The organism is Paenibacillus sp. 32352, from assembly GCF_002042965.1.
Taxonomy (GTDB): Bacteria; Bacillota; Bacilli; order Paenibacillales; family NBRC-103111; genus Paenibacillus_S; species Paenibacillus_S vulneris.
This window is the reverse complement of the sequence record NZ_MZNT01000005.1, coordinates 328,268-349,990: the sequence shown is the minus strand read 5'-3', so window position 1 is coordinate 349,990 and position 21,723 is coordinate 328,268. Positions and strand designations below refer to the sequence as shown.

The window sequence follows — 21,723 nt, the reverse complement described above, 5'->3', positions numbered from 1 at the left end:
GTTCTTTCAAGCCATCTTACGGGGATAAGGTCTTCCTATCATTGCTGGCCCATATATTGAATGACATACTGCTTCGGTGTCGTTCCAAACATTTTCTTGAACACCTTGATGAAATAGCTGGTCTCCATTCCGACTTGTCCGGCTACCTCGTCAACGGCTATCCCGGGATGCTGCTGGAATAGCTGCAAGGCTTTGCGCAGGCGGACCATTTGGAGGTACCGGTTCGGCGTCAAGCCATAGACGCTCAGGAAGAGCCTGTGAAAATGCTGCGCGGAATAACCGACCGCACGGGCCACGTTCGACAAATGAAGGTGCTCGTTATAATGCTCCTCCAGAAAATGAACCGCGTTCTTTAAAGCCTGGTTCGACTGCTCCCGGGAGCGCGGCTCCTCCTGCCAGCCTTCCCCCTGTCTATGCTTTTGCAGGCTAAGCAAGAATCCGTATAAACGGTGCGAGGCTTCCCAGACCGTATCCGGCTTGCCGTCATTGATCCTGTGCCACAGCCGGATCAGCTCCGACCATATGAACTCAAACTCTTCACTGGGCAGCCTTTGCCAGTGGCCTGACCCCGCAGCCTCGGCGGCTATGCGGGAGGCTTCTCCCTGAAAGCCGATAAACCCGAGCTCCCAGCCCTCGTCCTTATTCTCGGGGAAATATTCATGAGGGACGCCTTCGCCTAACAAGAACACGGTCCCTTCCGTTAAGCGGAGGTCTTGCTGTCCATGAATTCGAAAGATGCCGCTTCCTTTGCGGGTAATAAACAGCTGATACACGGGAAAACCCGTGGGCCGGAAGGTCGGCTTCTGCTCATGATAGCCTATGCAGTAAATATACAGCGGAGGGAGCTGCTGTTGAGGATGGGCATTGGCCAGAATAAAGGGCAGCATGATGATCCCCTTTCATGTTAAGAATGAACGATTTCATCGCATGTATGGTGCAGGGTACAGCGGATGTACTGCTTATCTTTAAGTATACGGCAATGGCTAGAAGGTGTATAGGATCAAGCGGTTGCACCTTAGGGCAGCAGAGAAGGGAGGGAGCGGGGGTTTTGGGAAGAGAACAAACATGTTAGGATTCAACGATTTTATCCTATTTTTGTACTACAGGATCACAGCCTGAATTCCATATAATGGGTTTACTTATGTAAGCGCTGTCTTTCTGGACTTCGATGGCGATACTTGAAAAAAGATATTGTGGGAGGAAAGGTAAGGATGAGAAGAGAGACAATACTGCGGTGGCTGGTTCCACCCCTCTTGGTGGTCACTGTCACGGCGTGCAGCGGCGGGAACCAATCTGCTGCCCCCAGTCCAACTGCTCCGGCAGCGTTCAAAATGGGCACCGAGCCCGTAGAGCTCTTTGTTGTATCGGCAAGCGGTGATTCAGTTGAAAGCTTCAACGAACGGTTCCAGGATTTGATTGCCGCTAAATACCCGAACGTCAAGCTGACCTATCTGCCTTGGAAGAAGGAAGGCCCGTCCATTCAAGAAATGATAACTGCAGGCCAGCAGATCGATCTCTACTTTGATTCCATCGGGATCTTCAGCACCGTACAAAATTACCAGCTGCAAATGGATATGACCGACTTGATCAAAAAGCATAACCTGGATTTGGGAAGCCTGGAGCCGGTAACCGTCGATGCCGCCAAAATGGCTTCGGGCGGGAAGGGAATGTGGGGTGTCCCCGTATTCAACAATAACCTGATCCTGTATTATAACAAGGATTTGTTCGATAAATTCGGCGTCAGCTACCCCAAAGAGCAGATGACCTGGGATGAGTTGAATGAACTGGCCAAAAAGCTGGGCAGATCCGATGACAGCAATGTGTATGTGGGCTATACGACCTCTGCTAACCATGCGCTTCGCATGAATCAATTGTCACAGCCCTACCTGAAGCAGGATGCATTGAAATCAGCCATATCGGGCGAGCAGTGGAAAAAGTACTATGAAACGGCTTTTCTCAACTCCTATAAAGCCGCAGGGCTTGATGCGTTTACCGCCAAAAATAACCGTATGCCGAACTTTCTGACGCAGGAGGCGGCTATGTTCATGTATTTGTCCTCAGCCATGTTCATCAATAAGGAGTATGATACGCTGAACTGGGATATGGTGCCGATCCCTACGTTCAAGGATATGCCGGGTGTGGGCTCCCAGCCGTACCCTACCTTTTTTAGCGTAACCTCGACGAGCAAGCACAAGGATGAAGCCATGGAAATCATCAAATATCTGGTATCGGAAGAAGTGCAGATGAAGCTGTCCAAAAAAGGCATTATGCCGGTGTTAAACAACGAGGCTGTGAAAAACGCGTTTGGTCAGGACAGCAAGTTCAAATCCAAAAACCTGAAGGCGGTATTTACCAATAAATTTGCCCCTGTGCCTTACAAAACCAAGTATGATTCCTTAGTGGAAAAAACCTACAACGAAGCCGTCGGCGTTGCTTTGAATCAAGATATCAATACGGCGCTGCGGTCAGCTGAAGAAAAAGCCAATCAAATCCTGGCTTCGGAAGCGAACAAATAGACAGAACTCTATCAAGACATGAGATTGATGCCAATGAACAATAAAGACGCTCCTGTGACTCGTGAGAGCCGCAGGAGCGTTTTGAAATTTAATAGATTAGCTTCTTCCTATCCTGGCATGAGGGAGGGCTTCGAATGCCTCAATGGCGGCGTTGGCCACGATAACATCGTTCGCGCTCGTGCTTCCGCTGACACCGATGCCTCCTATGAATTTCCCGTTCCAGGTAATCGGCACGCCGCCGCCCAGAATAACGACCCTGCCGTGGTTTGTCGTGTTAATGCCGAACGATTCTCCGTCGGGACGCGCGGCTTTGGCCAAATTGGCCGTAGGCACTCTCAATGCCAACGCGGTCCAGGCTTTGTCCTGGGCAATACTGATGCTTCCCAGCTTGGCATCATCCATTCGCTGGAATGCTAACAGATCGCCTCCTTCGTCGACGATGGCGATGACTTCGGCAATGCCGAGCTCCTTCGCTTTTTGCTCGGCTACCCTCATTAAATACTTGGCGATTTCCAATGACAAAACAGACATTTGCCTCGCTCCTTCAGTTACGGTCACTTGCCTATGGCATAGCGTATGCAGGGGCCGGGAGGAGGGTTCGGGTCTATTTTTCGGTCATAGATAGCCGGGTCTGCCTGCATTACCATTAGATGCAGCTGGATAAATAGATGGAATTGTGCCATGATTGGATTATAATAGAGTAGATAACAATAGAGTAGAATCTAATCATAGAAGGATACAACGATGAGAAAATTCAAAAAGTTTTATGTTGAAATAACGAGTGTGTGCAATTTGGCGTGCTCCTTCTGCCCTCCTACCAAGCGGGAAGCGACTTTTATCAAGCTGGATGCGTTCACCCATATTCTTGATGAGGTAAGGCCCTTTACCGATTATATTTATTTTCATGTCAAAGGGGAGCCGCTGCTTCATCCGAAGATTGACCAGCTGCTGGATTTAAGCCATGAGCGCGGCTTCAAAGTGAATTTGACGACGAACGGAACGTTAATCCCCAAGGTGAAGCACAAGATACTAATGAAACCGGCTTTGCGTCAGGTAAATATCTCGCTCCACAGCTTCGACGGGCATGAAGGCTCAACAGATAAGGAAGGCTATATTGCCAATGTGCTCTCCTTTGCCAGGGAAGCATCCGAGAAGAACAACGTCACCATTTCGTTAAGGTTATGGAACCTTACTGAGGATAATGCAACGAATGCAGAGCGCCAACGGAATCGGGAAATTCTCGATATGATAGAGAAGGAATTCCAGCTGGATTATAACATCGAAGAGAAGGTGGTTCGCGGCAGCGGAACGAAAATTGCGGACCGCATTTATATTAACCAGGATCACGAATTCCAATGGCCTGATCTGAAAGAGGATGAGGACGACGGCAGGGGCTTCTGCCACGGTCTTCGCAACCAGGCCGCTATATTGTCCAATGGCACGGTGGTCCCTTGCTGTCTGGATGGGGAAGGAGTGATCAATTTGGGGAATGTCCATGAGAAGCCGTTCGCCGAAATTATTCAAGGCGAGAGAGCGACAAGGCTCTACGACGGCTTTTCGCGGAGAGAGATTGTGGAGGAGCTTTGCAGAAAGTGCGGGTACCGCAGAAGGTTTAATGCATAATGATGCCTATACAGCATGTCCATTTGTGGGCGTGCTGTATTTTTTTACCATAAAATTCATAAGACTCCGAGGTCATCGGATGTGAACATTCTATTTGGCGATAAAACCTGCCTCTAAACGCGGTTGAAGGGCCTCGATAGAGGTTTTCTCATATTTCGGGGCTCCCGCCAAAGCGCCTGAATCAGCTATGAAGCCAAGGCACCCCATGGTTGGGTCATGTTCTGTTCCAAATATGATAATGGAGCAAAAAGAGATGAAGACTGGACATTTTCTCATCTGCCTGTTCGGTATATGCTTCTGTATGAATGCCGGAATCTTTTAGAAAACAATATGGAGGTACATCATGCAGAATGATGTGACAGTATGGCAGGAAGAAGCTTCGGTGGAGCTGATACATGAAAGCATGGACATTCGAATAGGTTATCCGTCGATATTGGCACCGGGAGACCGTTACCCTGAGGTGGCGATTACGGCGGCTGAGCAAGGCAATGTTAGGGTCACCATAACACATCTGCAGTCCGGCGAGCTTGTGTTATCCGCCGAGGTGCGGGATGTCACGGCAAAGGTCCGAACGATGGTTGGTTTTCAGGAAGTCTGCGGACGGCAGGGAGGCTACAAAATCGATGTGGAGCTATCCCTGGCAGGAGGGGCGAGCCGCACCGATGCTTTTTATTTTACCGTCGTTGAGAAGCTTCCCGCACGCAGCAGCAGGGCCGCTTATATCGATGAGGCAGGGGCTATGATCTATTTGCCCGATTATCGCGGCAACCGGCTTCCGGATTTCTCGGGAGTCGGATACCGCGGCAGCGGGAAGGCCATACCCGAAGTGCCTGTACAGGTGACGTTATCTCCGGTACCGGGAGATAATACGAGCCATATTCAGGAGGCGATAGACCGGGTATCCCGATTGCCATTGGATGCTAATGGGCATCGCGGTGCAATCCTGCTGACAAAAGGGATCTATGAGATCGCCTCCTCCCTCGAAATCAGAGCTAGCGGCGTTGTGCTGAGAGGAGAAGGGCAGGGAGATTTCCGCAAGCTGTGGCACGATCCGGACCAATGCTCGAGTCTTGAGCAGCTAAAGGAACGTTTGGAAGGGCAAGACGCCACGATCCTTATCGCAATCGGGAGCGAGCGGCGCAGAATCATTAAAATTTATGGTTCGGAAGAGGCATTTCGGGAACGAATAGGCGACAGCAGTGAGATCACGGACAGCTATGTGCCAGTGGGAGCCAATACCTTTAGGGTGGAGGATGCCAACGGCTTTAGTGTTGGGGACGCTGTTATCGTGCAACGAAGCGGCAATTCGGCCTGGATACATGAAATCGGCATGGATCGTATTCCGCCGCGCTCCGACGGCTCCAAGATCACACAATGGTCGCCGTTCGAGCTGGAATTCGAGCATGTGATTACGGCGATTCAAGGCAATCAGATCACGGTGGATTCCTCCTTGATGAATGCGATTGAAGACCGCTGGGGGGGAGGCCGGATTTATAAATTCAATGATCAGGCCCGGATTAGTGAGGTCGGCGTAGAGAACTTAAGAGGGATAGCATTCTGGCTTCCGAACGCCGACGGGGTGGACGATACGCGGCATGCCAACGAATTCATCGATCTGGATTTTTGCAGGAACGGCTGGGTCCGCAATGTAACGGCAGAGCATTTTAACAGTACGAATGGCGCCTTCCGAACAGGTCGAGGGTCCAAGTGGATTACGATTCAGGACAGCTCGTCCCTGATTGCAGACAAAAAATTTTATAGCGGCAAAGGCTACGATCCTACCGGCCGCACCTTCTATGAGACGAATATTTATGTCGGCCGTTACGGCTTCTATTTGATCGGACAATCCGGACTGGTGCTGCGCTGCTTTGCGTTGAACAACCGCCACGGGTTTACGCTTGGCTCCAGAGTAACCGGTCCCAATGTGTTTCTGGACTGCGAAGGCGAGCAGCCGTTGACCTGGAGTGAACCGCATCATCGGTGGTCGGTCGGAGGCTTGTACGACAACGTGCATGATATGATCTCCTTGATGAACCGTCTGAATATGGGCTCGGGTCACGGCTGGGCGGGAGCCAATTATGTGGCGTGGAATACGGAAGGGACGCTGGTTACGCATCAGCCGCCTACGGCACAGAACTGGGCTATCGGTCATATCGGGAAAAAAGATCCGGGCGGCAACAGAGGTCCCGACGGCTTCTGGGATTCCCATGGAGAGCATGTGGAGCCGCGGAGCTTATATTTGCAGCAGTTGAAGGATCGGATGGGTGCATCTGCGCTGCAGCATATCGGGTATCGTACGCAAGATTGAGAGGGTAAGGCTTTGCTGTCGGCAAAGCCTTATTTTGCATTCCAGAAGCTTTTCATTTGTGCTCCTTGAAGGATCGTTAGAATACTAGGTTTAAACGTAGCCGCTTCGGGTATCAAAAAGGCTCGGGTCCAACGCGGAGCGGGGAGGAAAGGTTGTCGTCAAAGAGTATCGTTGACCGGATTCCGCTGATTGATAAGCCCCGAACAGGATCTCATGAACATGCAGCTGCTGCCTGCACGATTGGGCCGGCTGCTTGCCGCTTCTAAGACAGTGAACGAAATGAGCGATCACGCTTTCCTTTTTTTGCTTGTGGATGCTCTCCAAGGGGGTGTAGCAAGACTCCAGCCCGCGCCAAGTTACTTGCTCTGCTCCGGGAACAGGTTCTCCTGTCGTATGGATCACCAACGGGAATCCGCTGTCATTCAGGGCCAAGGTTCCTTTGCGGCCATAGATGATGGTGTTGTTCTGCTTGTACGATAGTCCCCACAAGGAACGGATAACGGCATGCTGTCCACCCGCAAATTGGACGATGAGTGTCACATTGTCGTCCACATTGCTGCGCACTTTTTTGCCATCCCCGACAATCCGGTAAGGAATCAGCGTATTGACTTCGGCCATGACGCTGACCGCCGGTCCCAACAGCCCGACAAGACGGCTGACCGGATATACCAGGCAATCCAGAACGGCGCCTCCATGGGCAATCGATTTATTGTAATACCAATTGTCGCGCCAAGGCCCCGGAAGGGAAAGCTGCGCTTCAGCCCCTGTAATCTTCCCGATATACCGCTCGTCAATATATTCACAGGCCGCCAGAAAAACGGGGTTCCAATCGAACGGCAGGCTCATGAAGATAGCATTCTTCTCTTCGGCTAGGGCCGTCATCCGTTGACAGTCCTCAAAGGAGGTGGCCATAGGCTTCTCATTAAGTACGTTCAATCCCCTTTCGAGCGCGGCAAGCACCGGCTCTGCATGCATGGAATGGGGAGTCGTGACGACTACGCCATCAAGCTCTTCCGTATCCATCATCACCCGGTAATCGTCATACCAGCTTGGGATGCCGTAAGAAGCAGCCTTTTTTGCCGCGTTGTCCTTATGCTTGGCACAGGTTGCAACAAAACGAACCCCTTCCATCTGGGCAGCCTGCTCGAAGTAACGGTTGCTTACATGGCCGCTGCCAATCATGCCTAGCTTTATCGTTTTCATTGGATTCTCCTTTTTTCGGGATAGCAGATATAGATAGAACAAAAAATATAACATTTTGAACAAAAAAATGAAATGTTTTCCTGCCTAACTTCCATACAATAAGAATGTAAAAAGTAAGCGCTGTCATAACGAAAAGAATGCTCCTTGGTAACATGCCCTTACTGTTTTACCAGAATAGGAGGTTATCGCATGCCGAATAAGAAACGATTGCCTATGTTGGGAGCATTCCTTGCCTTAGCCGTTATGGCTGCCTGTTCGAGTCAACCCAAGGATGACCCTTCGACGACCCCGCCGAGTTCACCGGCTGTTTCCAAGGAGCCTGCAGCAGACAAGAGCACGGAGAAGGCCGAGCTTGTGATATACGGTGCGGCAGGCAACACGGAGGAGGAGTTCAATAACCGCTGGGGGAATGCATTAAGAGCCAAATTTCCTAACTACACGCTCCATTATATTGTAAATCAAAAAGGAAGCACACTGCCAGAGCTCATCACTGCCGGTCAACCTATAGACATCATTTTCGATTCGATCGGCGGCGCTGCCGGCAGCCTGATTCAGAATGGGTTTCAATACGATATTTCGGAGCTTGCCAAAAAGCATAATGTAGATTTAAGCCGATTCGAACCTACCTTTCTTGATGCGACGAAACAGCTGGGAGGTTTATACGGGCTTCCCGTTAACGGAGGCGGGCTCGTTTTATACTACAACAAAGATATCTTCGACAAGTTCGGTGTACCTTATCCGGTAGACGGCATGACCTGGGACGATCTGCTGGCTTTATCCAAGAAAGTGACGAAGAATGAGGGAGGGAAGCAGTATGCCGGTTTTGCCACCTCCGTTACCCACCCGATGAGGATGAATCCGATGTCGCTGGATATGGTAGATAAAACGACGCTCAAGGCTGCAATCGATAATGACAAATGGAAGCAGTTTCTCCAAACTGTGATTGTAAGCCCTGTCGTTCAGGATGCAGGGTACAAGGCTTTTATCCAGGAAAAGAAAGGCTTGCTGTTCACGAACGATTTTGCCAAGGAGCAGAATTTGGCCATGTTTGTGATGAATTTCGGCCTGCAGTATGCGGTTAAGGAATTTGAAACGATGAATTGGGATATGGTCTCGCTTCCTACTGTGAAAGAGGCGCCGGGGATCGGCACCCAGCCGTACCCTAACTTTTTCTTCGTTACCGCGTCGAGCAAATATAAAGATGCCGCGATGGAGGTGCTGAAATACGTGACCTCTGATGAGCATGAAATGATCGAGTCCAAGAAGGGAAATATACCGGTGCTCAAAAACGAAGAGATCAAGAAGGTATTCGGTCAGGAGACCGCGTTTAAAAATAAAAATATGAAAAATGCGGTGTTTTACAACCGTTTCGCCTCCCCGCATGCCAGAACGATTTACGATGATAAAGTCATTGGCGCGATGGATTCGAACCTAAAAAAGGTCATTTACGGTGAAGCGGACCTGAACACGGCCTTCCGAATGGCGGAGGAGGAAGCCAACAAGGCGATTGAGGAAATGAAGCTGAAGAAGTAATTCGATCCGAGATCCCCCGGCAGGAAATGCCGGTTTTCCTATCATAACAGAAACTTCGGGGCTCGCCGCAAAGCATCTCCATCTGTTTGGCTGCGAAGCCCCCGCTTTGGCGGGTTTTAGTAAGACAAGATGACTGAAAATTTTCGCAATTTAGGGTTGACAAATGGGCGGAAAGGTCGTTAAATTAAATACAACTAAACACATAGGAATTATATAGTATCGACCGGTTCAACTGGAGATACATCCTCTTCCCCCGGGAAGCTGGATGTGTCTCTTTTTGTTTCTATGGACTTGCAGATAAAAGGAAATAGGGGGAAGCACTATGGAGGCTGCGTATGAACATTGAGAATATCGAGGCATTTGTGTATGTCATTCATTTTAACAGCTTTAACAAGGCGGCGGATGCGTTGTTCCTGTCTCAGCCCTCCATCTCGGCGCGAATACAGACATTGGAGCGGGAGCTGGACGTGAAGCTGTTCGAACGGGAGGGAAGGCATTTTACATTAACCGAGAAGGGAAAGCAGTTTCTCCCCTATGCCCAGCAGATTCTGCAATCGATGAAAAAAGGCAAGCAGCAGCTGCAGCAAATGAAAGCTACGCCCCATGAGGTGACCATCGGATGTACTGTATCGGTATCGAACTACATTCTCCCCGAGCTCGTGCCGGTTATGAAGACAAGGTTCCCGGAGCTTCAGGTAAAGCTTCTCACAGCTTCAAGCGAGGCCATAATGGAGAAAGTCATGAGCAAGGAAATTGATCTGGGCTTGGTACGCAATATGACGCATCCACATATAGACTCCGTGAAGTTTTACGAGGACCCTATCAGGTTATTTGTGCATGAAGGGCATCCCTTCTTAAGAATGAACCATGTAGCTCTTGAGGACGTAGGCCGTCAGCCGTTAATCTTCTTCGAGTGCGGTTCGCTGGATTGGATGAAGCTGCATCATTGGTTCGAAACGTTGGATCATCCCCCAAACATAGCTTTTCATATGGATAATTTGGAAACGGCGAAAAAGCTGATCATCAAGCAGATGGGAATCGGCTTCCTGCCTTCGTTATCCGTAACGGAGGAGATTAAGACACACAGGCTGTTTCCCGTCGATGTACCGTCGCTCGCGAGTCTATCCTTAAGAACGAACCTGATCGTACGCAAAGGGGAATATGCGGAGTTCTATAAGCCGTTTTTGGAAATGAGCCGGGAGGTATTGCAGCAGACGATGCTTGCATAGAATGTTTCGATTTTATAATAGAAAAAGCCTATTAGCTGGCCCGTTGACGCTCCATTAGGGCGGTGATAAGCTTTATCCATGCAAATAAAACCGACAAAACCAATAGGAAATATGGTTAATGTGATCGAGAGGAGGAGAGGAACGTGGGGCTTAAATTAAGCATTTTAGACCAGAGTCCAATAGATGAAGGAGAGACAGCCGAAGAAGCGTTCCGTCATACGGTAGAGCTTGCCCGAAAAGCGGAGGAGCTCGGCTATTACCGTTTTTGGGTATCTGAGCATCATGACTCGGAAAAATTGATGGGGTCCTCCCCTGAAGTATTAATTTCCTACTTGCTCGCCCATACGAAGCGAATCCGGATCGGTTCAGGCGGGGTCATGCTGCAGCATTACAGCCCCTACAAGGTAGCGGAAAATTTCAACGTGCTTGCTTCACTAGCCCCAGGCCGGATAGATCTCGGAATAGGCAGAGCCCCGGGAGGGCTCCCAAGGTCGACGAAGGCGCTGCAGCAGGAGAGCTATAGAGGGGCGAAGCCGCTGGAGGAAAAGCTCGTAGAGCTGGAGCAGTATCTCAACGGCACGCTGCCCGAGAGCCATCCGCTGTACGGAGTTAAGGCAGTGCCGGCTCCACAAACGCCGCCGGAGCTATTCTTGCTTGGCACCAGCGCATCCAGCGCAGCATTAGCCGCACAAACCGGAATTCCTTATGTTTTTGCAAAGTTTATTAACGGCGACGAGGCTGTAATAGAGCAGGCCCTTCACACGTACCGGTCCAAGTTTGTGTCTACACTAGGGTCGAAGCCGCAAGCGATATTAGGAGTGTCCGTAATCGTCACGGATACCGATGAAGAGGCCAAAGCATTGGCTGTAGATTCCAAGCATGTGAAGATCCAGCTGGAAAGCGGAAAAACGATCAACGTGAAAAGCCTGGAGGCGGCGGAGGAATATGGCCGGCAGTCCGATGAGAAATTTACGGTCGAGGTCAAGGATGCCCCTATCCTTCACGGGTCGAAGCATACGGTGCGCGAGCAGCTGCTCGAGCTTCAACGGCGCTATGATGTGGAGGAGCTGATCCTTATTGTCGCGATGAAAAGCTTTTCCGAGAGGCTTCATGCTTATGAGCTGCTGCAGGAGGCCTTCTCGGAATTGACCGTGTAGCTGTCAAAGCAAGACCACTTATCGAAGAAAATGACGAAACCAAACCAATCCAGGGAGGAATTCCAATGAGTAAAGATAGAAAAATCAAATTCGGTGCGATCATTCATGGGGTAGGAGGCAATATGGCGGCATGGAGGCATCCGAAAGCCATTGCCGATGCAAGCGTCAATTTCGATTTTTACAAGCAGCAGGCGCAAAAAGCCGAGGAAGGCAAATTCGATCTGGTGTTCATTGCGGACGGTCTGTACATTAATGAGAAGTCGATACCGCATTTTCTCAACCGGTTTGAGCCGATCACCATTTTGTCGGCGCTGGCCGCAGTGACCTCCCGTATCGGGCTGGTAGGGACGCTGTCTACGTCCTACAGCGAACCGTTCACCGTAGCGAGACAATTCGCTTCGCTGGATCACATCAGTCACGGGCGTGCCGGCTGGAACGTCGTCACCTCTCCGTTAGAAGGCTCCGCCCTCAATTTCAGCAAGACGATTGAAGAGCATCCCGACCATCCGAAGAGATACCGGATTGCGACCGAATACCTTCAAGTGACGAAAGGATTATGGGATTCCTGGGAGGACGACGCATTTGTCCGTGACAAAGAAACCGGCGTCTTCTTCGATCTGAAGAAGCTGCACCGATTGGATCATAAAGGGGAATTTTTTTCGGTTCAAGGACCGCTCAATATTGGCCGATCCAAGCAGGGACAGCCGGTTATCTTCCAGGCAGGCTCCTCGGATGACGGCAAAAACCTGGCCGCCAAGGAAGCCGATGCCATATTCACCGGACACCCGACCCTAGCCGATGCGCAGCAATTTTATCAGGATGTGAAGAGAAGAGCCGTATCGTTCGGACGTTCTCCAGAAGATATCGTGATCTTACCGGGCATCGGCCCGATTATCGGGCAGACTCACGAGGAAGCGGAGCGCAAATATCAGGAAATCGTAGACTTGATGAGCATCGACAAGGCGTTGGATTACCTCGGAAGATTTTACGATCATCATGATTTTACGCAATATCCGCTCGATGAACCGTTCCCGGATTTGGGCGACCTCGGCAAGAACAGCTTCCGCAGCACCACGGACCGCATTAAGAAGGAAGCGCAGGAGGAGGGCTTAACGCTGCGCCAAGTAGCTCTCAGAGCAGCTACCCCCAAAACGCAGTTCATCGGGACGCCGGAGCATGTGGCTGATCTTATACAGGAATGGTTCGAGCAAAAAGGAGCCGATGGATTCATCATTTCATCTGCGGTGCCGAACGGACTGAATGATTTTGTCGATCATGTCGTGCCGATCCTTCAGGAACGGGGAGTTTACCGGGAAGAATACGAGGCGGATACGCTGCGCGGTAATCTCGGCTTAAAATTCCCTGTAAACCGATATGCAAAACAGGAAATACGCAGTTAGTCTAGAGTGGAGTGGTTAACATGAGGAAGAAATCGATACATTGGATGAAATATATCGCGTTGGCCTCCGTCCTGCTGCTTGTTCTTTCGGGCTGCGCCAAGGATGCCGGGAATGCAGCGACGACGGGCTCAACGTCTAATGCCAACGGACAGCCGGGGGCACCGGGAGAGGATCTGACCTTCGCGCTGGCGACCTCGCCGGATACGCTCGACCCGCATCGGAGCGGTCTTGCCGTAGCCGTCCGGGTCATACGGACCATCTATGACAGCCTGGTCGTCCAGTTGCCCGACAACTCAATCAAGCCTTGGCTTGCAACCGAATGGTCCATATCGCCGGACGGCAAGAGCTACACCTTCAAGCTACGCAAGGATGTCGTGTTTCAGGACGGGACTCCTTTCAATGCCGAAGCGGTGAAATTCAACTATGACCGGATCATTAACCCGGAGACGAAGGCTGGGAATGCATTGGCGCTGCTGCGGCCTTATAAGTCATCGGAAGTTCTCGATGAATACACAATCAGGCTGAATCTGGAGACGCCGTCGACGGCATTTCTCGGCAACTTGAGCCAGGCGCTGCTCGGTATCGTGTCCCCAACGGCGGCCAAGAAGTACGGAGACGACTTCGGCAAGCATCCTGTAGGAACCGGACCGTTTACGTTCGTCAAGTGGAACGAAAATGCGGACATTCAGGTCGCGAAAAGCTCCAATTATCGTTGGGCGCCTGAGCTTGTGGACAATAAGGGGCAAGCGTATCTGGACACCATAACGTTCAAAATTGCTCCGGAGGAAGCGACGCGGATAGGCAGCGTTCAGAGCGGTCAAGTGCTGGCAGCGGAGACCGTACCGCCGCAAAATGTGCTGTCTCTCAAAAATGACCCGAAAACCCAGCTTCTTCAGGTGAATACGGTCGGCCTGCCGTACACGCTATTCTTCAATCAGCGCAGAGCTCCCTGGAATGAGGTGAAGGCAAGACAGGCGGTGCAGTACGGGCTGGATGTGGATGCCATCGTCAAGACGTTATATTTGGGTACTTACCCTAGAGCTTGGTCTGCTCTGACTCCGGGCATATTCGGATACGACGCCTCCTTGGAAAACGGCATCAAGCAGGATATCCCCAAAGCCAATAAGCTGCTTGATGAGCTGGGATGGGTGAAGGGAGCCGACGGTATTCGCGAGAAAGACGGCAAAAAGCTCACGCTGCATTATGTGGACGGCTCTCCGAACCGTGAGAAGCGCAACGATATCGCTGTGATGGTTCAGCAGCAGCTGAAGCAGATCGGCGTGGCGGTAGAGGTGGAGATAACGAAGGATACCGCTACGGTCGTCTACAAGAACGGGGCTCATGATCTATACGGGAACAGTCAGGTCAACTCCGATCCTGACGCGCTGCGAAACTTCTATCATACGCAGGACCCGAATGCAACGAAGCTGACTATAGCGGGGGCAGCCGACCCCGAGCTGGATAAGCTGCTGGAGCAGGGAACGGTAGAGCAGGACCCGGTCAAACGCGCGGATATTTATAAAAAGGTCCAGCGCAATCTAAGCGATAATGCCGTCATCATCCCGATCTATGTATTTCCGTACACGATAGCGGCCTCCAAAACGGTTAAAGGTCTGAAGTTCGATTCGTTGGGTTATCCGTTATTCAATGATGTCACCATTCAAAAATAAAGGAGTTCATGGATATGATCAAGACACTGATTGAACGTCTGCTGTCCTCCATTCTAGTCATCCTGGGATCGCTGGTGCTCGTATTTGCCATCATCTATGTACTGCCCGGCGATCCGGTTCTCTCGATGCTTGATCCTTCCACGGCAACTCCGGAAATGATAGCCAACCTGCGTCATCAGCTGGGACTCGATCAGCCGTTCCACGTGCAATTCGGACGTTATTTCGCCGGGATATTGCGGGGGGACTTCGGCAAGTCGATGATCAACAGCGAGCCCGTGCTGCCGAAGATCATGAATCATTTTCCGGCAACGTTAACGCTGACCTTGGCAAGCACGCTGCTCTCCGTTGTGTTCGGGGTCCTGCTCGGCGTATTGTCTGCGGTGTACCGCAACCGGTGGATTGACGTAGTGGCACGGCTGGTTGGATTATTCGGGATCTCCATGCCGACCTTCTGGTCGGGGATCCTGCTCATTCTCCTGTTCTCGGTCCAGCTGGGCTGGTTTCCGGCTATGGGCTCTGACGGGTTGGCCACTCTAGTCCTGCCGGCGGCAGCCTTGGGGATAGTAGGAGCCGGTTTTATCGTCCGCATGGTGCGCAACAGTATGGTGGAAGTGTTGAACGAGCCGTTCATCGTAACGCTTCGAGCCAAGGGATTGGCGGAGAAAAAGGTCATGTACCTTCATGCGCTGCGCAATGCACTGATCCCTGCTATTACCGTCATAGGAATTCACATAGGCGATCTGATGGCGGGAACGGTCGTGGTCGAGACGGTATTCTCGAGACAAGGAATCGGGAGAATCATCGCTGATGCCATTATGGCGAGGGATTTGCCGGTCGTTCAGGGGGTTGTGTTTTTCTCGGCTATTGTCTATGTGGGCGTCAATTTTCTCGTGGACCTTTCTTACAACTACATTGACCCTCGGGTCCGCAGGTCCAATGCAAGCTAAATCAACAGGCTATGGATTTGGCCATCATTCAGTACAGCTTGGGAGGGAAACGGTTATGAAGGAAGTGATATCATCCGCAAAAACCGTCTGGAAGGAAAGGAGTGAGAGCGCGCCTCGAAGGAAACAGGGTAGATCGCTAACGGCAGCTGAGCTGTTTGTCTGCGCTGCGTCTCTTATTGTGCTGTTCATCATCGTCTGCGCCGTCATTCCAGGGGCTGTCGCCCCGTATGCACCGACTCAGATGTTTACGGATCATATATTGCAGCCGCCCGGCACGGCACATTGGCTTGGAACCGACTATTTCGGAAGGGATATATTCAGTCTTGTCGTCTATGGAGCCCGCGATTCCCTGTTTATCGGCGTTGCCTCAGTGCTCGCTGGCGGGATTCTAGGAGGGACGATCGGAGCGCTATCCGGTTATGTCGGAGGCGTGCTCGATCAGGTTCTGATGCGATTCATCGATGTGCTGATGACCATTCCCGGCATTTTGCTCGCCCTGGCTATTGCGGCCGCCTTAGGCCCTCATTTATTCAATATTGTATTCGCTGTAGCCGTGTCCGCAGTACCCGGCTACGCAAGAGTGATGCGGGGACAAATTATGAGCATCAAGAACCGGTCCTTCGTAACAGCTTCCCGTTCCATAGGGGCTTCGGCCTTACGGAGATTCTGGTGGCATGTGCTGCCGAATGCTTGGTCCCCGCTATTGGTTATGGCCACTATCGGGCTCGGTTCGTCCATATTGATTGGCTCGGGCTTAAGCTTTCTTGGGCTGGGCGTCATTAAGGAAATTCCGGATTGGGGCACCTTGCTGTCCCAAGGCCGAGGCTACTTGACGGTAGCCTGGTGGATTGCGACGTTCCCCGGCTTGGCGATTACGTTATTCGTCCTATCGGTCAATTTGATCGGGGACTATATCCGTGACCAGCTCGATCCGAAGAAAAGCAGGACATAGGACAGGGAGGCGGCATCAATGAAACCATTGCTTGATATTCAGCATTTGTCCATCGACTTTGCCACTAAGGAAGGGCCTCTTAGAGCGATTGCGGATGTAAGCCTGCACATTCAGCCCGGTGAAACCGTCTGCCTGGTCGGCGAGTCGGGAAGCGGCAAAACGATAACCTCCAAATCTATCATGAGGTTATTGGATTATGAGAACGGCCGGATCGCCGAAGGGACCATTACGTTTAACGGGGTAGATGTAACGGTGCTGCCCGAGAAAGAGCTTCGTTCCTTGCGGGGAAAAAAGATAGCGATGATCTTCCAGGAGCCCATGTCGGCATTTGATCCTGTATTTACGATAGGAAGCCAAATAACGGAGGTCATTCTGACCCATAAGCAGGGCAGTAAGGAGCAGGCGTGGGAGCGTGCCGTTCATTTGCTGCAAAGGGTCGGCATTCCCGAGCCGGAGCTGCGAATGAAGCAGTATCCGAATGAGCTGTCAGGAGGCATGCTGCAGCGTGCGATGATTGCGATGGCGCTGGCCTGCGGTCCGGAGCTGTTGATCGCCGACGAACCGACTACCGCGTTGGATGTGACCATTCAAGCGCAAATTCTTCATTTGCTGCAGGAGCTGAAGACGGAGTTTCGGATGTCCATTCTGCTAATCACCCATGATATGGGGATCGCCGCCGAAATGGCGGATCGAATCCTTGTCATGTATGCGGGCAAGGTGGTGGAGCAGGCCACCGTGCAGCAGCTGTTCGAGCTGCCCCATCATCCTTATACCAGAGGGTTGCTGCAATCCATTACAACGCTGGACAGCGAGCATGGAGCGAAGCTGTTCTCCATAGAGGGCTCGATCCCGAGCCTGGCGGAGCTTCCTCCGGGCTGCCGGTTTCATCCCAGATGCCCATACGCTGCTGAACGCTGCGTGAAGGATAGCCCTCCTCTGTTTCATGTGAACGGCAGGCAATCCGCCTGCTGGTATGCAGAGGAGCTCGTTCAAGAGGAGGATTGGATGGCTTCTGTGCCTGCCGCCTCCATCTCAGCGAATCCAGAAGTAACGGTCCATTCTGCTCTATCGGACACCGAAGTCCCAGAGCCCTCAACGGCTCCGGTCCATTTGATCGAGGTGGAACGGCTCAGCAAATATTATCCGATTAAAAAAAGCGGGCTGCGACGCCCTTCGTCCTTTATTCATGCGGTCGATGAGGTGAGCTTTACGATTCGGAAAGGGGAAACGTTCGGCCTGGTCGGAGAGTCTGGGAGCGGCAAATCGACGCTCGGGCGATTAATCCTTCAGCTGGAAAAGGCAACATCAGGCAAGGTTCGCTTTCTGGGCGAGGAGATCACAAATTCCCAATCGCTTGACATGCTGAGAGCCCGGCGCAACATGCAGATGATTTTTCAGGATCCGTACGGCTCCGTCAATCCCCGGTGGAAGATCGGTGAGATTATCGCCGAACCGTTAAAGGTGCATCGGACGGTCAGTGCCGGCGAAAAGCGCAGCCGGGTAGAGGAGCTGCTGCAGGCCGTCGGATTGAATCCGGCTTGGTATGACCGATACCCGCATGAATTCTCGGGCGGACAAAGGCAGCGTATCGGGATCGCCCGGGCCCTCGCGTTGAACCCGCAGTTTATTCTCGCCGACGAGGCGGTCTCCGCATTGGACGTATCCGTTCAAGCGCAAATCATCAATTTGCTCCAGGAGCTCCAGCGGGAGCGCGGATTGACGTATTTGTTTATCGCTCACGGCTTGAATATCGTCCGCCATATATCAGACCGGATCGGGGTTATGTACCTCGGCAAGCTGGTGGAGGTGGCTCCCGGCAAAGAGCTTTTCAAGCATCCGGTTCACCCCTATACCAAAGGGCTTATTGCGTCCATTCCGACAGCCGATCCGACCCGCAGAAAACCGTTCGTATCGATTCAAGGGGAAATTCCTTCCCCCTCCAATCCTCCGGCGGGCTGCCGTTTCCATACGAGATGCCCGGCTGCAACGGCCCTATGTCGGAGTGTAGAGCCGGAATTAACGCAGGTCGCAGAAGGACGCTGGGCTGCATGTCATTATCCGTTATAGCGAACCATTAGGCTATCCCCCCGTTATGACGATGAAACCAAAGGAGATGATCTATTTTGATGAAGAAAACCATCGCAGCATCCGTACTCGCACTTGTCCTGCTTGCATCGGGATGCGGTACAGCGCCGGCATCCAAGGATGCCGCTTCCGATAAAACGGCCGCCGCAGGCGCCGTGAAGCCCAAGAAAATCATCGTCGGTACGGGGACACAGTTCGCAAACATTTGCTTTATCGACGACAAGGGCAATTTGACAGGCTACGATGTGGAGCTCGTCAAGGAAATTGATAAGAGGCTGCTTGAATACGAATTCGAGTTCAAAACGATGGACTTCGCTAACCTGCTGCTCAGCCTTGAAACGAAGAAAATCGATTTTATCGCCCATCAGATGGAAGTAAACAAGGAACGCCAGGAGAAATTTTTGTTCAATGATGAAGCCTATAACATTTTCCCTAATAAGGTTGTCGTCCATAAGGACCGGAACGATATTAACTCTATAGACGATTTGAAGGGGAAAAAAGTCATCGTGGGCGCGACAAGCAACGCATCGGTTCTGCTGCAGGATTACAACAAAACTCATAACGATGCCATTAATATCGTCTATTCGGGAAGCGGCGGAACGAACGATGTCATTGCCCAGCTGAAGGCCGGGCGTGTCGATGCGACGATCAGCACGCAGTTCGCTGTAGACCAGCGCAATGAGAGTGCCGATGCCCAGCAGAAAACCGTCGGACCTGCTATCTCCAACTCCAAGGTGTACTTTATTCTCCGTAAAGATGAGGAAGAGCTGAAGGCCAAAATCGACGAAGCGATTAAATCCATCAAGAAAGACGGAACGTTATCCAAGCTGAGCACCAAATGGCTCGGGGCTGACTATACCGTCTCGGAATAACAAGGACGCTGCGGTCAGAAAGGAACACGATGTACGATGGGCAAATCGTTTGATATTCAGCTGGTAGCGGTGTTTCTGCCTAAATTATTGTCTTACCTGCACATTACGCTGTTCATCCTGGCTGCCTCTCTGCTGCTCGGGATACTGATCGGATTTATGATTGTCCTGCCGAGATTGTACCAGGTTCCCGTGCTGAATCGGCTGGTCATCATCTATGTTTCGTTCATCCGGGGCACGCCTATCATTATTCAGCTGTTCCTGGTCTACTACGGGCTGCCGGAAGTGCTGCATCTGCTCCATATCGATGTAACGAGCGTGGAAGCCATCATATTCGTTATCATCACGTATGGGCTGCACATAGGGGCTTACGTGTGCGAAATCGTCCGCTCGGCGGTGAACAGTGTGGAGCGGGGGCAGCTGGAAGCAGCCTATTCGACCGGGATGACAGGGAAAGACGCCTTCTTGCGTATCGTGCTGCCTCAAGCCATGGCTATTGCGCTTCCGAACTTCGGCAATCTGGTCATTTCCAGCATGAAGGATACGTCGTTAGCCTTTTCCATCGGGGTCATGGATATGGTAGGGCGAGCGGAGACACTGCTGACGACAAACCATTTTTTGGAAATTTATATTGCGCTGGCCATCATCTACTATGCTCTTTGCATTGTGCTGGAACGATTGTTTGCCGTATCGGAGAGAAGGCTTTTGCGGCATGAACGTAAGCTGGGAGCCGGTCAGACAGGAGGGCTGCATTATGGCGCTTGATATTGCTTTTATCGGCAAAGCGTTTGTCGAGATCATTAAGGCACTTCCTCTGACGCTGGCGGTTTCCCTGGTTCCTCTGCTGTTCGGCTTCGTTCTCGGCACCGGCATAGCGCTCGTTCGAATTTACCGAATCCGGTTCATTCACTGGCTAGCCGGCTTCTATGTCTCTTTCGTCCGCGGAACGCCGCTGCTGCTGCATATTATGCTCATTTACTTCGGTCTGCCGATGCTATTCGATTATTTGTCCGACCTGTACGGTTGGGGAATCCGGTCCAAATCCGTACCGCTGGTGACCTTTATCCTTATCGCCTTTTCGCTGAACTCCGCTGCGTATATGTCGGAGGCGATCCGCTCGGGTATTTTATCCGTATCGCACGGTCAGATGGAGGCTGCCTATTCAGTGGGGATGACTACGGCCCAAGGCTTGAGGCGGGTCGTTATCCCGCAGGCGCTTATGGCCAGCTTGCCCAATTTGCTGCATAAGTTCATAGGGCTGCTGCACGGCTCGTCGCTCGCTTTTACCATTTCCCTGGTTGAGCTGAACGGCAAAGCGCATATCGTCGCCACATCCAATCTGAAGTTTCTCGAGGCTTTTATTGCCGCAGCGCTGATTTATTGGGGATTGACCCTCATTTCGGAAAAGATTACGTCCATGCTGGAGCATCGTTTAAATCGGTACAACCGGGGGGGAGTGGCATGATTCAACTCAGCAATATTCAGAAATCGTTCGGTAAGCATCAGGTGCTGCGCGGCATCGATCTTACGGTAAGCAAAGGGGATGTCGTCGTCATCCTGGGACCGAGCGGTTCGGGCAAAACAACGCTTCTGCGCTGCATCAACTTTTTGGAGAGACCGAACGACGGCGAGGTGCGGATCGGGGATTACCGGGTGCAATGCAAGCATCCGAGCAAAACGGATATTTTGACGCTGCGCCGTAAGACGGCGATGGTGTTTCAGCACTACAACTTGTTCAAGCACAAAACGGTTATCGAAAATGTGATGGAGGGACTTGTCGTCGTTCAAAAGCTGTCGAAGGAGGAGGCGCGCAGAAAAAGCCTGCTTATGCTGGAGAAGGTCGGCTTGTCGCATAAGATAGACGCTTATCCGGTTGAGCTGTCGGGCGGTCAGCAGCAGCGGGTGGGGATTGCCCGGGCGCTTGCGCTCAATCCGGAGGTGATTCTGTTCGATGAACCGACGTCCGCCCTTGATCCCGAGCTTGTAGGCGAGGTGCTGTCCGTGATCCGCCGTATCGCCCGGGAAGGGGTCACGATGATTGTGGTAACGCATGAGATGAGCTTCGCGCGCGACGTCTCCAATCATGTGGTGTTCATGGATGAAGGGAGAATCGTGGAGGAGGGCAATCCCGAGGATATTTTTGCAAGGCCGAAGGAAGAACGTACGAAGCAGTTTTTGAAGCGGATAACTCCGGAATGGAGCTACGTGATCTAGATCGGCTGCAGGTCTAT

The 21,723-nt window shown here is 51.7% G+C and carries 18 protein-coding genes; 15 read left to right on the top strand and 3 right to left on the bottom strand.

The genetic code is table 11. From position 1 onward, the window contains the following. Positions 1-38 precede the first annotated feature (38 nt). Positions 39-887 (bottom strand): helix-turn-helix transcriptional regulator, encoded by an 849-nt coding sequence (locus B1728_RS14700; RefSeq protein ID WP_079910972.1) that lies wholly within the window; start codon positions 885-887, stop codon positions 39-41. Between the two features lie 324 nt (positions 888-1,211). On the opposite strand from B1728_RS14700, the gene B1728_RS14695 reads away from it, so the two are divergent. Beyond that, on the top strand, positions 1,212-2,516 hold the full coding sequence (locus tag B1728_RS14695) for an ABC transporter substrate-binding protein (protein WP_079910971.1): 1,305 nt from the start codon (positions 1,212-1,214) through the stop codon (positions 2,514-2,516). A 96-nt stretch (positions 2,517-2,612) separates the two neighbouring features. On the opposite strand, the gene B1728_RS14690 is transcribed toward B1728_RS14695, so the two are convergent. Then, positions 2,613-3,047 (bottom strand): GlcG/HbpS family heme-binding protein, encoded by a 435-nt coding sequence (locus B1728_RS14690; protein WP_079910970.1) that lies wholly within the window; start codon positions 3,045-3,047, stop codon positions 2,613-2,615. Positions 3,048-3,260: 213 nt separating this feature from the next. Between B1728_RS14690 and B1728_RS14685 the strand changes: the two genes are divergently transcribed. Continuing rightward, complete coding sequence (locus B1728_RS14685; RefSeq protein ID WP_079910969.1) at positions 3,261-4,139, top strand: radical SAM/SPASM domain-containing protein; 879 nt, start codon at positions 3,261-3,263, stop codon at positions 4,137-4,139. Positions 4,140-4,482: 343 nt separating this feature from the next. Beyond that, entirely contained in the window at positions 4,483-6,447 is a 1,965-nt protein-coding gene (locus B1728_RS14680; RefSeq protein WP_079910968.1) for a hypothetical protein, read from the top strand. Positions 6,448-6,537: 90 nt separating this feature from the next. Here B1728_RS14680 and B1728_RS14675 read toward each other — a convergent pair whose 3' ends face one another. Continuing rightward, positions 6,538-7,650 carry a Gfo/Idh/MocA family protein gene (locus B1728_RS14675; protein ID WP_179136019.1) on the bottom strand — a complete coding sequence of 371 codons (1,113 nt, stop codon included), beginning with the start codon at positions 7,648-7,650 and terminating at the stop codon, positions 6,538-6,540. A gap of 189 nt (positions 7,651-7,839) precedes the next feature. Between B1728_RS14675 and B1728_RS14670 the strand changes: the two genes are divergently transcribed. The 12 genes from B1728_RS14670 (at position 7,840) to B1728_RS14615 (ending at position 21,706) form a co-directional block, all read left to right on the top strand. Next, positions 7,840-9,183, top strand: coding sequence for an ABC transporter substrate-binding protein (locus B1728_RS14670; RefSeq protein WP_079910966.1), 1,344 nt, complete (start codon positions 7,840-7,842; stop codon positions 9,181-9,183). 335 nt (positions 9,184-9,518) lie between these two features. After that, positions 9,519-10,412 carry a LysR family transcriptional regulator gene (locus B1728_RS14665; protein WP_079910965.1) on the top strand — a complete coding sequence of 298 codons (894 nt, stop codon included), beginning with the start codon at positions 9,519-9,521 and terminating at the stop codon, positions 10,410-10,412. Positions 10,413-10,555: 143 nt separating this feature from the next. Further along, positions 10,556-11,569 (top strand): LLM class flavin-dependent oxidoreductase, encoded by a 1,014-nt coding sequence (locus tag B1728_RS14660; protein WP_079910964.1) that lies wholly within the window; start codon positions 10,556-10,558, stop codon positions 11,567-11,569. 65 nt (positions 11,570-11,634) lie between these two features. Next, complete coding sequence (locus B1728_RS14655; protein WP_079910963.1) at positions 11,635-12,969, top strand: LLM class flavin-dependent oxidoreductase; 1,335 nt, start codon at positions 11,635-11,637, stop codon at positions 12,967-12,969. Between the two features lie 20 nt (positions 12,970-12,989). Continuing rightward, on the top strand, positions 12,990-14,639 hold the full coding sequence (locus tag B1728_RS14650) for an ABC transporter substrate-binding protein (RefSeq protein WP_079910962.1): 1,650 nt from the start codon (positions 12,990-12,992) through the stop codon (positions 14,637-14,639). Between the two features lie 14 nt (positions 14,640-14,653). Continuing rightward, the gene (locus B1728_RS14645) at positions 14,654-15,586 is read left to right on the top strand and encodes an ABC transporter permease (RefSeq protein WP_079910961.1); all 933 of its coding nucleotides are present in this window, start codon (positions 14,654-14,656) and stop codon (positions 15,584-15,586) included. Between the two features lie 55 nt (positions 15,587-15,641). Next, positions 15,642-16,538, top strand: coding sequence for an ABC transporter permease (locus B1728_RS14640; RefSeq protein WP_079910960.1), 897 nt, complete (start codon positions 15,642-15,644; stop codon positions 16,536-16,538). Between the two features lie 18 nt (positions 16,539-16,556). Continuing rightward, on the top strand, positions 16,557-18,605 hold the full coding sequence (locus B1728_RS37220) for an ABC transporter ATP-binding protein (protein WP_079910959.1): 2,049 nt from the start codon (positions 16,557-16,559) through the stop codon (positions 18,603-18,605). A gap of 59 nt (positions 18,606-18,664) precedes the next feature. Next, complete coding sequence (locus tag B1728_RS14630) at positions 18,665-19,495, top strand: transporter substrate-binding domain-containing protein (protein ID WP_144027881.1); 831 nt, start codon at positions 18,665-18,667, stop codon at positions 19,493-19,495. A gap of 36 nt (positions 19,496-19,531) precedes the next feature. Further along, positions 19,532-20,257 carry an amino acid ABC transporter permease gene (locus B1728_RS14625; protein ID WP_079910957.1) on the top strand — a complete coding sequence of 242 codons (726 nt, stop codon included), beginning with the start codon at positions 19,532-19,534 and terminating at the stop codon, positions 20,255-20,257. Further along, positions 20,205-20,957: an amino acid ABC transporter permease gene (locus B1728_RS14620; protein WP_306293524.1), complete on the top strand. Its 753-nt coding sequence runs from the start codon at positions 20,205-20,207 to the stop codon at positions 20,955-20,957. The genes B1728_RS14625 and B1728_RS14620 overlap by 53 nt, the downstream gene beginning before the upstream one ends. Then, positions 20,954-21,706 (top strand): amino acid ABC transporter ATP-binding protein, encoded by a 753-nt coding sequence (locus B1728_RS14615; protein WP_079910955.1) that lies wholly within the window; start codon positions 20,954-20,956, stop codon positions 21,704-21,706. Before B1728_RS14620 ends, B1728_RS14615 begins: the two co-directional genes overlap by 4 nt. Positions 21,707-21,723: the final 17 nt, after the last annotated feature.